Consider the following 11,965-nt stretch of genomic DNA (forward strand, 5'->3'; position numbering starts at 1 on the left):
GTAATATTATCTTGTACTTCTTCTGAAGTACTTTTTTTGTGCAAAATTTTGGCTTTTGTATAGTGTATGCTGGCTTACTTTTTAACTCTTTTATGTTAACATTAATATATAAATAGAAAACACAGAGGAATCAATGAAAAAATTATTATTAATAGATGGAAGTTCCATTGCTTTTAGAGCTTTTTTTGCCTTATATACTCAAATAGACAAATTTAAAGCTCCTAATGGACTACATAATAATGCTATATATGGTTTTCACACAATGCTTTCAAATGTAATTGCTGCTGAAAATCCTACTCATATCTTAATAGCTTTTGACGCTGGAAAGACTACTTTTAGAACAAAGATGTATCCTGACTATAAAGGTGGTCGTGCAAAAACTCCTGATGAATTTAGAGAACAATTTCCGTTCATTAGAGAGATGATTGACGCATTAGGTATTAAACATTATGAGTTAGATGATTACGAAGCTGATGACATAATTGGAACTCTTGCTCATCAAGCAGAACTTTCCGATTTTGATGCTATTACTGTTGTAAGTGGAGACCGAGATTTAACACAATTAACTAGTGAAAAGACTACTGTTGAAATTACTATAAAAGGTGTTGGTGAGCTTGAAACTTATACACCTGATTATATGATGGAAAAACTTAGCTTAACAACTGATCAATTTATTGACTTAAAAGCATTGATGGGTGATAAATCTGATAATATTCCTGGAGTAACTAAAATCGGTGAGAAAACAGGTATAAAACTACTTTTAGAGTATGGAAGTCTCGAAGGTATTTATGATAATATCGATAGTATGAAGAAATCTAAAATGAAAGAAAACCTTATCAATGATAAGGATCAAGCTTTCTTATCAAAAGAACTTGCTACAATTGATAAACATTCTCCTGTTACAATTACTCTTGATGATACTGTTTATAACGGTCCAGATTTTGATAAACTTATTAAATTTTATGATACTATGGGATTTAAAAAATTTAAGGATGAGCTATCTAGTGATAATATTCCGCAAGTTGAAAAGTCAGAAATTGCTTATACAGTGATATCCAACCAAGACGAATTGAATGATCTGGAGTTTTCAAGTGATCAGTTCCTATATTTAGAAATTTTAGGTGAAAGCTATCACAAGGCTGATATTATCGGTTTTGCTTGGGGTAATAAAGATAACTTTTATGTGTCTAAAAATCTTTCACTTCTTTCAGATGAAAGATTCAAAATTCCACAAAATACTTATGATTTTAAGAAAAATAAGGTTCTTTTCCATCGTCAAGGTGTAGATTATCCGTTAGTTGAATTTGATAGTATGCTTGCTAAGTATCTCATTAGTACGACTGAAGATAACAAGATTTCAACTATAGCTGACTTCTATGAATTGGAGCCGATTGCTAGTGATGACGAAGTATATGGTAAGGGGGCTAAGATTGCTGTACCAGAAGATGAGGTGTTATTTGACCATCTAGCTCGTAAAGTGAGAGTTCTTGCTGAATCAAAAGGACTTATGGAAGAAGATTTGAATAACTATTCTCAAAAAGAACTGCTATCGGATATGGAAATGCCTTTATCTGACGTCTTGGCGAAAATGGAAATTCGCGGTATAAAAGTAAACCGTGATACCCTTAATCAAATTGGCCAAGAAAATGAAAAGTCGATTGAAAAGTTAACTTCAGAAATCTATGAGATGGCTGGTGAAGAGTTTAATATTAATTCTCCTAAGCAACTCGGTGTAATTCTTTTTGAAAAAATGGGACTTCCTGTCATTAAGAAAACGAAAACTGGCTACTCTACTGCTGTTGATGTGTTAGAAATTCTTGCGCCACAAGCTCCAATTGTAGATAAGATTTTAAAATATAGACAGCTTACTAAGATTCAATCTACCTATGTACAAGGATTAAGTAGTGAGATTGCTCCAGATGATAAAATTCATACAAGATATGTTCAGGACTTAACTCAAACTGGTCGTTTAAGTAGTGTTGAACCTAATCTTCAAAATATTCCAGTTCGTCTTGAAGAAGGTAGAAAAATACGTAAAGCTTTTGTTCCAGAATGGGATGATAGCGTACTTTTATCAAGTGATTATTCTCAAATTGAGTTACGTGTTTTGGCACATATTTCTGGCGATGAACACTTGATTGCTGCTTTTGAGAATGGTGATGATATTCATACTTCAACGGCTCAACGTGTGTTTGATATTGAAAACCCTGATGATGTAACTGCTAATGATAGAAGAAATGCTAAGGCAGTAAACTTTGGTGTAGTTTATGGTATTTCTGATTTTGGATTATCAAATAATTTAGGTATTTCAAGAGCTGAAGCTAAGAAATATATTGATACTTATTTTGAACGCTATCCTGGTATCAAAAATTATATGGAAGAAATAGTACGATTTGCTAAGGATAAAGGTTATGTTGAAACTCTTTATCATAGACGTCGTAAACTTCCAGATATCAATGCCCGTAATTTTAATGTTCGCCAATTTGCTGAAAGAACAGCTATTAATTCGCCAATTCAAGGAAGTGCGGCAGATATTTTAAAAGTAGCCATGATTAATTTAGATAAGAAATTAACTGAAGGAAACTTTAAATCTAAGATGTTACTTCAGGTACATGATGAAATTGTTTTAGAAGTTCCTAGTTCAGAACTAGAAGAAGTTGGGAAATTAGTTAAAGATACAATGGAAAGTGCCATTGAATTGAAAGTTCCACTAATTGCAGATGAAAATAGTGGTAAAACATGGTACGAAGCTAAGTAATATACTTGGCTTTTTTCTTTTATGGTTACTTAAAAATAGATTAATACATCATTACGATTTATACTAATAAGCTTGCTTATTAAAGTGTAATAGACAGTGTAGTAAAACGAAGATATTTCTATTTTAATCAACTATAGGACTTTGTGTAATTAAACGCTTACAAAATGTGATAAAATATACTTATACAAAGGAGGATGAATAATGACTTATGAATTTAAAAATCCATCAGATGATGTGATTTATTCTTATCTAGAAAATGCTAAAAATATTGCAGTAGTAGGTCTTAGCAATGATGAAAGTAAGACAAGTAATAGGGTTGCTAAGGTACTGAAAGATTTTGGTTACAAGATTATTCCTGTAAATCCTAGCCTTGCTGGACAAGAAGTACTTGGTGAAAAGGCATATGCGAGTATCAAGGATATTCCAGTTCATGTTGATATAGTAGATGTATTTCGTAGAAGTGAATTTTTACCACAAGTTGCTGAGGAATTTATTACAACAGATGCTGACGTTTTCTGGGCTCAACTTGGGTTACAAAATGAAGAAGCAGCAGAAATTTTACGTTCTAATGGTAAAAATGATATTGTAATGAACAGATGTATAAAGATAGAATTAGCAAATTCAGGACTTGTACGTAAATAATAAACAAATCTTTTGGCAAATTCTTTTTCACTTGCTAGAATGAATACAACGTAATATTAATAAGTGAAGGAGAGAAGACTGCTTGCAGTCTTTTAATAATTATATGTATCAAGTTGTAAAATTGGTTGGAGATACCGAACCCTGGTGGTTTTTTGAGGATTGGAAAAAAGATATCATAACTTTAGAAGAATTTGATAACTTTTATGAAGCATTAAAAATATATAAAAAGAATATAGAGCAGGCAGTTGATTCCTATGAAATGTACCAAAGTAGATCAGATTTTCTAGCAACATTTTGGAATACCCAGGAACAAATTTGGTGTGAAGAATGTGGTGATTATTTACAACAGTATCACTCTTTAACTCTGCTAGAAGATTGGCATCCAGTAACTAGTTATGAGAAAAGAAATGCCTATTCAAAAAAAACAGGATGTGTTCCTTTCAAGGTATGTTCAAGAAAATTAAAAAATGAATAATAAAAAATCGTTTCTTTTAAATAAAGAAGCGATTTTTTTGTTATAACTTATTCTAATTTTCGTATTAAAATTTACAAAGGAGAAGTACATGGTGCTAGAAAAAGCAAAAATAATAATTCAATTAGCTATAGAAAGAAGTGTTCATGATATATACTTCTTACCTAAAGAAAATTTTTATGAGATTAGATATAGATCATCCAAGGAAAATAGATTGCATGAAAAGCTTTCTATTGAAGAATCATTAGCATTAATTTCACACTTTAAATTTATCTCAGGTATGAATGTAGGTGAAAAGAGACGTTCGCAACTAGGATCTTGTAATTATAGTCTTGATTCAGTAAAGAAAAGGTTACGTCTTTCAACTGTTGGTGATGTATTCGGAATGGAAAGTATGGTAATTCGAATTCTCTATAGTGAGGAGGATGACGCACAATTTTGGTTTAATGGACAAGTAGAAATCGAAAAAATCATAAATAGACGTGGTCTCTATCTATTCTCAGGTCCTGTAGGGAGTGGGAAGACGACCCTGATGTACCTTTTAGCTAGATTGAAATTTGAAGGTAAGCAAGTTATTACCATTGAAGATCCAGTTGAAATTATTCAAAAAAATTTTTTACAACTTCAATTAAATAGAGCGATAGGAAATGACTATGATAATTTGATAAAACTATCTCTCAGACATATGCCTGATTTGGTTATTGTTGGAGAAATTAGAGATGAACAAACAGCTCGTGCGGTAATACGCGCTAGTTTGACTGGCTATACAGTTTTTTCAACAATTCATGCAAAGAGTGTTGGAGGTGCCTATGAAAGACTTTTAGAACTAGGAATAAGTAAATCAGAAATTGAAAATTCCGTATCAGCAGTTATTTATCAACGTCTTTTAGTTGGTAAAGGCCTAATTGACTTTTCTATAGGTAATATACAAAATCATAGAGGGGAGAAATGGAATGAACAACTTGAAAAATTATTTGCAAATGGACATATCTCTCATGATGAGAAAGAATCCGAAAAAATTATCACTTAAAAAACAAGTGAAGCTTATTCAACTCATGAATAATTTATTCTCAAGTGGATTCACATTAACCGAAATTGTTAATTTCCTGTCAAAAAGCGGACTAGTAGAACAAGGATTTACACAAGTAATGCATAAAGACTTGACGGAAGGGAAAAATTTGTCAGAAATATTGGATCATTTAGGTTTTTCTAAAAATGTTGTAACTCAGGTTACACTTGCTGATTATCATGGAAATATTGAACAATCATTAAATTTGATAGAAATAAATTTGAGAAAGATACTTGATGTTAGAAAGAAAATAATTCAAGTTGCTACATATCCAGTAATTCTTGTTTTTTTCTTAATAGCTATTATGGTCGGACTTAACAAATATTTATTTGAACAAAATGACTCTGAGAATTATGCAAGTTTTTTTGTAAGGAACTTACCACAAATATTTTTTATTGGATCTGTATTTATAAGTATTGTAATAATATGCATATTTCTATATTTCAAGAGAAAAAAATCAATTAATAACTATCAAATAATAATGAAAATCCCTTTTATTTCTTCAGTTGTACAAACATATTTGACCGCATATTACGCGCGTGAATGGGGAAATTTAATTGGACAAGGAATTGAAATGAATAGTATTGTAAGTTTAATGCAGAGCCAAAAAAATAAACTTTTTTCTGAACTTGGATTTGAATTTTCAAAGAGAATGGAAAAAGGTCAGGAATTTAGCAAACAAGTTGAATCATATTCTTTTTTTAAAAGAGAATTAGCACTTATTATCGAATATGGAGAGATGAAATCGAAACTTGGTAAGGAGCTAGAAATTTATTCAGATGAGTGCTGGAATGAATTTTTTATAAAAATAGATAGATATCTTCAACTTATACAACCTGTAATTTTTCTTTTTGTAGCACTTATGATAATTATGATTTATGCGGCTATGTTGCTGCCAATTTACCAAAATATGGAGGGATTTATATGAGAAAAATCTTAAGAAAACGTCTACCAGCCTTTACTTTAATTGAAATGTTAATCGTCCTTCTTATAATCAGTGTTTTGATTTTATTATTTGTACCAAATTTATCTAAACAAAAAGAAAAAATAAATGAAACCGGCCAAGGAGCAGTAGTAAAAGTTGTGGAGAGCCAAGCGGAGTTATTTGAGCTAAATAATGGAAAATCAGCTAGTTTAAAAGAATTACTAGCAGATAACAGTATCACACAGGAACAGTATAAGACTTATAAGGAATACTATGAAAAAAATTCAAATAAGACAGCTAAGATTCCGAATTAGTGCCTTTACATTATTAGAAAGTCTGATGAGTTTATTTGTAATATCCTTTATTCTTATTGTGTTTACAATATCATTTACAAATAAAATAAATATTATAAAAGGAGAGCTATTTATTTTGAGATTTGAGCGTATTTATAGGGATACACAATTTCAAAGTATGGTAAGAAAACAATCCAATAATTTAGAGATTGTAAATAAAAAGCTTTTGTATCTTGGAAAGGAAGTTGAAATTCCTAATCAAGTAGAATTTGTTAATTCATATAATATACGCTTTTCTGAAGATGGGGGAAATTCAAGTTTACAAAAAATTGAAATTTATCTTCCGTATACGAAGAAGAAGTTGAATTATCAGTTGTATGTAGGGAGTGGTAAATATAAAAAAAGTATTAGTTAAGGGATATATATTATTAGAAAGCCTATTTGCATTATCACTTCTATCTATACTTACTACGATTATCCTTTTCGAAGTAGATAAAAGTCGTAAAGAACATACGGAATTATTGCATCAAGCAGAAGTCTTAAATGTTGCTAAAATGGCTTACGATTCTGAGATAAATGATTTACAGATAAATGGCGTATCTGTAAAGATTGAAAAAAGCGAAACTACAATAAAAATTTATGACAATCAAAAGGAGGTATTAAAGCTTGAATTTAAATAGAATCAAAGCTTTTACTTTGATTGAGTGTTTAGTAGCTCTTTTTGTAATATCTGGAAGTTTAATGGTTGTACAAGGATTAACAAAACTGTTAAGTGAAGATATGAGGTATATAAATACAGATAAAACGCTTGATTGGCAACTTTTTTGTGGCATGCTCAGAAGAGAATTAGATGGAAGCGAATTAATAAAAGTTGAAAATAATTATTTATATGTGAAGAAGGATAATAGTCTTAGATTTGGTCAACCAGTGGGAAGTCCAGATTTTCGTAAGACACATTCGAGTGGTAGAGGGTATCAACCAATGATTTTTGGCCTAAAATCCACACAAATTAAAGAACTTGATAAATTGGTTACATTTGAAATTACTTTTGATAATGGACAGAGCTTTAGTATGCTCTATAAATTTCAAGAAGGGATGGAATAATGAAAGTTAGAGCAGGTATATTAATACATGTTTTATTTTTAGCAATAATTTTTACATTCATTTTAGAATTTTATATCACGGCGACTATAGATGATAGGAAAAATATCGAATCTCAAATAAATCAAATTAAGGCAGAAATGATTATCGATCTTGCTAAGAATAAAATTAAAACAAATAGGGAGGAGAAAGGACAATTAGAATTCGATAATGGAATTTGCTATTTTGAAACTGAAGATGAGCATTATAATTTTAAGATTCAATTTACAAAAGAAAAAGAACAGCCTTACTTCTTTAAGGTCGCAAAATAAATTTGATTTTGCTATACTTTAGATTATGGAAATAACAGAAAAAGCACCCGCGAAAATTAATTTAGGATTAGATATAATCGGAAAAAGATCAGATGGCTTTCATGAGCTTGATATGATTATGGCAAGTGTAGATTTAGCAGATCGAATAACTATCAAGGAGCTTGATAGAGATAAGATAGTTATCAAGTCGAATAGTATATCAGTTCCACAAAATAGTAAAAATCATGCTTATAAAGCTGCTCAAGTAATTAAACGAGAATTTAATATAAAAAAAGGAGTAGAAATTTTCATTCATAAGATTACACCTGTTGCAGCTGGTTTAGCAGGGGGATCAAGCGATGCTGCTGCCACACTTCGTGCTTTGAATACTTTATGGAATCTACAACTTTCTAAAGAAGAGCTTGCTAAACTAGGTGAAGAGGTAGGAAGCGATGTCCCATACTGTGTCTATGGTGGAATAGCACGTGTTGGTGGACGTGGTGAAATCGTAAACCCACTACCTAATAATTTAAACTATTGGGTAGTGCTAGTTAAACCAGAATTTGGAGTATCAACACCAGCAGTTTTTAAAAAAGTTAGCCTAGACTCAGTCAAACATGCTAATATTGATATTTTAGAAGAAGCTGTCATCAACAAAAATATGGACATAATAAATGAAAATTTAGCAAATTCATTGGAACCCATAACAGTAAATATGCACCCAGAGATATTAAAGATAAAACAAGTTCTTTCTGAGGCTGGTGCCGATGGTGTTCTAATGAGTGGTAGTGGTCCTACAGTATTTGCAATTTTTGATAAAAAAAGTAGAGCTGAAAGAGCAGTAAATAGCATAAAGGGATTTTGTAAAGAAGTATATTTAGTAAGAAATTTATGATTACACTTGTAAACGATAAATGTATTTGTTATAATTCAAACATACATTAATAAAGAAAGTATAGGATATAATAAACATATGAAAAAAATAGCAACTGTTTTTACAATTTTAATCGTGGCAGTAGGTTTAGTAGCCTGCAGTAAACAAAAAACAAGTGATAAGATTCAAATAATTACAACTTTTTATCCCATGTATGAATTTACTAAAGAAGTAGCTGGAGATCATGCTGACGTGTCTTACCTAGTACCAGCAGGTCAAGAAGTTCATGATTATGAACCAAGTGCGCGTGATATGGCAAAAATTACTAACAGCGATGTCTTAGTATATAATAATGATAATTTAGAAAAATGGTTCAGCAATGCTAAAAAGAACATCAAAAATAAAACATTAATTATTGAAGCAAGTAAAAATGTAAAAATGTTAGAATTTGATAAAGAGGCTGGACATGATCATAAGGAAGATTCTGATAGTGACCATAGTCATGACGAGGGATCTGTTGACCCTCATACATGGCTTTCGTTGAAAAATGCTCAGATTGAAGTTCAAACTATTGCTGATGATCTTTCAAAAAAATATCCGGATTATAAAGAAGATTTTCAAAAAAATGCCCAAGCATATTTGGAGAAACTTGATAATTTGGAGAAAGAGTATGCGACTAGTTTGGATTCTGCTAGTAATAAGAAATTTGTAACTCAGCATGCAGCATTTGGTTACTTGGCTAATGATTATGGATTGACACAAATAGCAATTGCAGGTCTTACTCCTGATGCTGAACCATCAAGTGCTACTCTTGCAAAACTCAAAAAAATAATGCAAGAAAATAATCTCAATATTGTTTACTTTGAAGAAAATGCTGACGATAAGATTGCTAAAACTTTAGCTAATGAGGTTGGTGCAGAAACACTAGTTCTTAATACTGTTGAAGGTATAACAAAGGATGAGCAGAAAAATGGAGCCACTTATATTTCAATAATGGAGGCAAACCTAGAAAATCTAAAGAAGAGCGTAAAGTAAATGCGATATATTGATGTAAAAGATTTGTCTTTTTACTATGATGACGAGCCTGTGTTAGAAGATATAAGTTATTATGTGGATGACAAAGAGTTTGTAACGTTGACAGGAGAAAATGGGGCTGCTAAGTCTACTCTACTAAAAGCAACTCTTGGAATATTACATCCTCAAAAAGGAATCGTAGAAATATCAAAACTTAATAATAAAGGAAAGAAATTAAGAATTTCATACCTACCTCAACAAGTGGCAAGTTTTAATGCTGGATTTCCTAGTACAGTTTATGAATTTGTATCTAGTGGGCGTTTCCCAAGAAATGGATGGTTTAAGAAACTAACCGCTCATGACTATGAGCATGTTGAAAAATCTTTGAAGTCAGTCGGAATGTGGGGATTTAAGGATAAGAAAATTGGGGAACTATCTGGTGGGCAAAAGCAAAGAATAGTCATTGCTAGAATGTTTGCTTCTGATCCTGATTTATTTATTCTTGATGAGCCTACAACTGGGATGGATGATGTAAGTAGACGTGATTTTTATGAATTAATGCACCATAGTGTTCATCATCATGGAAAATCAGTTTTAATGATTACACATGATGCTGAGGATGTTAAAGAATTTGCTGATAGAAATATTCATTTAGTGCGAAATCAAGATTCGCCTTGGCGTTGTTTTAGCGTCCATAATGAAAGTCATGACGATTGGAGGAGTGAGTGATGGAGATACTTCAATATGACTTTATGGTACGTGCCCTTCTAGCAATTGTTGCAATGTCACTTTTTGCCCCATTACTTGGTGTATTTCTGATTTTAAGAAGACAAAGTTTAATGAGTGATACACTGAGTCATGTTTCATTGGCTGGTGTTGCTTTTGGATTGTTACTCGGCATCTCTCCAACTATTACAACTCTAATAGTTGTAGTTTTAGCTGCAATATTACTCGAATATCTGAGAACCGTTTATAGTGATTTTCTCGAAGTAGCAACAGCCATATTGATGAGTTTGGGGTTATCAGTTGCTCTGATTGTTACAAGTAAATCAGGTGGTGCAAATTCGGTAAATATAGATCAATACCTTTTTGGTTCAATTGTTACAATTTCAAATACTCAAGTTATACTACTTTTTGTTATGGCTGCAGTTATTTTGGTTTTATTTCTACTTTTTATTAGACCAATGTACGTTTTAACTTTTGATGAAGATGTAGCCTTTGTTGATGGACTACCAGTGAGATTGATGTCAGTTGCATTTAATGTAGTTACCGGTATTGCAATTGCCTTGATGATTCCAGTTGCTGGTGCCTTACTTGTGAGTGCTATCATGGTAATGCCAGCTAGTATTGCCCTTCGTTTAGCTAGATCTTTTAAGACAGTTATGTTAATTAGTGTAGTTCTTGGATTTATTGGTATGGTGAGTGGATTACTTATATCTTACTACGCATCAACACCAGCCAGCGCAAGTATTACAATAGTATTTGTCTTTATGTTTATATTGATGTTTGTCTATAAGAGACTAACAATTAAAAATAAATAAACTAAAAATCCTCAGTTAACTTCTTGAAAAAGTTGTTCTGAGGATTTTTAGTTAAGTAAATTTTAAGAAAAAATTTGTAAAGTATCATCAAATGTCTTACTAGGTGCAAAAATTTGTATTTTTTGTTCAGTAAGAGGGTGAGTGAATGAAAGTTCTTTTGAATGGAGCATAAGTCTATTAGCTTTTAACTTACCATATACTTTATCACCAATAAGGGGATGTGACTCATAAGCAAGATGAACACGAATTTGATGTGTCCTTCCTGTCTCGAGTCTACACTCTACAAGGGAAACTTGAGAAAAGTTTTTAATAATTTTTACATTAGTTATTGCTTTTTTACCAGATGAACTTACAATCTGTTTCTTTTTATCATGACGGTCTCGTCCTATAGGCTTATTGACAGTGAAGCTTGTTTTGTTAAAATTACCTTGAGAAAGTGCCTGGTAAGTACGATGTATTTGTCGTTTTTCAAGCATTTGGCTGAGAATCGGTAGAATAAACTGGTTTTTAGCAAAAAGGATTGCTCCACTTGTTTCTTGATCTAGACGATGGACAACATAAGCTGGATGATTAAGGTATGCTGAGACGTGGTTCAAAAGAGCAATTTCGTTTGGATTATTAGGATGGGTTTTCATACCTTCCGGTTTATTAACGATTATGATATGTTCATCTTCGAAAAGGATGTCTACAAATTCTTTTTGACCATATGTTATTTTTGTTTGCGGAAAATCCTCAAGGTCAAATTTTATTGTGATAACATCTCCTTTCATAACCTTGTCGTTCCAATTGACATTTTGGTTATTTACAAGTATATTTTTTTTAGTCCTTAGAAAATGACGTTGTTTGCGAGGAACGAGCCATTTTTCTTCTAGCAAGTTATTTATTGTTATATTTTGAAATTTTTGTGGTATTGTAATCTTATATTCCATAATAAATATTTTATCATAATATTGCATTAATTATTATTAAATAAAAACAAGTGGAGG

Annotated in this window: 15 protein-coding genes; 14 read left to right on the top strand and 1 reads right to left on the bottom strand. The window is 31.4% G+C overall.

The annotated features are described in order from the left end of the window. Nucleotides 1-133 precede the first annotated feature (133 nt). The 14 genes from polA to BG262_RS02800 all read left to right on the top strand — a co-directional run bounded on the left by polA (nucleotide 134) and on the right by BG262_RS02800 (nucleotide 10,979). Nucleotides 134-2,758 carry a DNA polymerase I gene (gene polA / locus BG262_RS02735; protein ID WP_070787372.1) on the top strand — a complete coding sequence of 875 codons (2,625 nt, stop codon included), beginning with the start codon at nucleotides 134-136 and terminating at the stop codon, nucleotides 2,756-2,758. A gap of 201 nt (nucleotides 2,759-2,959) precedes the next feature. After that, a complete protein-coding gene (locus tag BG262_RS02740; RefSeq protein WP_070787373.1) occupies nucleotides 2,960-3,400 on the top strand; it encodes a CoA-binding protein in 441 nt (146 codons plus the stop codon). An 82-nt stretch (nucleotides 3,401-3,482) separates the two neighbouring features. Further along, nucleotides 3,483-3,875 (top strand): DUF1033 family protein, encoded by a 393-nt coding sequence (locus BG262_RS02745; protein ID WP_233278814.1) that lies wholly within the window; start codon nucleotides 3,483-3,485, stop codon nucleotides 3,873-3,875. Nucleotides 3,876-3,963: 88 nt separating this feature from the next. Then, the gene (comGA, locus tag BG262_RS02750; RefSeq protein WP_070787375.1) at nucleotides 3,964-4,902 is read left to right on the top strand and encodes a competence type IV pilus ATPase ComGA; all 939 of its coding nucleotides are present in this window, start codon (nucleotides 3,964-3,966) and stop codon (nucleotides 4,900-4,902) included. Next, nucleotides 4,826-5,869, top strand: a complete 1,044-nt coding sequence (gene comGB / locus BG262_RS02755; RefSeq protein ID WP_070787376.1) for a competence type IV pilus assembly protein ComGB — start codon at nucleotides 4,826-4,828, stop codon at nucleotides 5,867-5,869. The genes comGA and comGB overlap by 77 nt, the downstream gene beginning before the upstream one ends. Beyond that, nucleotides 5,866-6,180 (top strand): competence type IV pilus major pilin ComGC, encoded by a 315-nt coding sequence (gene comGC, locus BG262_RS02760; protein ID WP_070787377.1) that lies wholly within the window; start codon nucleotides 5,866-5,868, stop codon nucleotides 6,178-6,180. The genes comGB and comGC overlap by 4 nt, the downstream gene beginning before the upstream one ends. Next, nucleotides 6,140-6,574, top strand: coding sequence for a competence type IV pilus minor pilin ComGD (gene comGD, locus BG262_RS02765; protein WP_083312879.1), 435 nt, complete (start codon nucleotides 6,140-6,142; stop codon nucleotides 6,572-6,574). Before comGC ends, comGD begins: the two co-directional genes overlap by 41 nt. Further along, nucleotides 6,546-6,839: a competence type IV pilus minor pilin ComGE gene (gene comGE, locus BG262_RS02770; RefSeq protein WP_070787378.1), complete on the top strand. Its 294-nt coding sequence runs from the start codon at nucleotides 6,546-6,548 to the stop codon at nucleotides 6,837-6,839. Before comGD ends, comGE begins: the two co-directional genes overlap by 29 nt. After that, on the top strand, nucleotides 6,826-7,263 hold the full coding sequence (gene comGF, locus BG262_RS02775) for a competence type IV pilus minor pilin ComGF (RefSeq protein ID WP_070787379.1): 438 nt from the start codon (nucleotides 6,826-6,828) through the stop codon (nucleotides 7,261-7,263). Before comGE ends, comGF begins: the two co-directional genes overlap by 14 nt. Further along, nucleotides 7,263-7,571, top strand: coding sequence for a competence type IV pilus minor pilin ComGG (gene comGG / locus BG262_RS02780; protein ID WP_070787380.1), 309 nt, complete (start codon nucleotides 7,263-7,265; stop codon nucleotides 7,569-7,571). Before comGF ends, comGG begins: the two co-directional genes overlap by 1 nt. A 25-nt stretch (nucleotides 7,572-7,596) precedes the next feature. Then, nucleotides 7,597-8,445 (top strand): 4-(cytidine 5'-diphospho)-2-C-methyl-D-erythritol kinase, encoded by an 849-nt coding sequence (ispE, locus tag BG262_RS02785; RefSeq protein ID WP_070787381.1) that lies wholly within the window; start codon nucleotides 7,597-7,599, stop codon nucleotides 8,443-8,445. 78 nt (nucleotides 8,446-8,523) lie between these two features. Further along, nucleotides 8,524-9,459: a metal ABC transporter substrate-binding protein gene (locus BG262_RS02790; RefSeq protein ID WP_070787382.1), complete on the top strand. Its 936-nt coding sequence runs from the start codon at nucleotides 8,524-8,526 to the stop codon at nucleotides 9,457-9,459. After that, entirely contained in the window at nucleotides 9,460-10,167 is a 708-nt protein-coding gene (locus BG262_RS02795) for a metal ABC transporter ATP-binding protein (RefSeq protein WP_070787383.1), read from the top strand. It begins immediately after the preceding gene. After that, nucleotides 10,167-10,979, top strand: a complete 813-nt coding sequence (locus BG262_RS02800; RefSeq protein WP_083312880.1) for a metal ABC transporter permease — start codon at nucleotides 10,167-10,169, stop codon at nucleotides 10,977-10,979. The genes BG262_RS02795 and BG262_RS02800 overlap by 1 nt, the downstream gene beginning before the upstream one ends. A 62-nt stretch (nucleotides 10,980-11,041) precedes the next feature. Here the strand turns inward: BG262_RS02800 and BG262_RS02805 are convergent, their stop codons facing one another. Further along, complete coding sequence (locus BG262_RS02805; RefSeq protein ID WP_070787443.1) at nucleotides 11,042-11,908, bottom strand: RluA family pseudouridine synthase; 867 nt, start codon at nucleotides 11,906-11,908, stop codon at nucleotides 11,042-11,044. Nucleotides 11,909-11,965 lie beyond the last annotated feature (57 nt).

The organism is Floricoccus penangensis (assembly GCF_001832885.1).
Taxonomy (GTDB): Bacteria; Bacillota; Bacilli; order Lactobacillales; family Streptococcaceae; genus Floricoccus; species Floricoccus penangensis.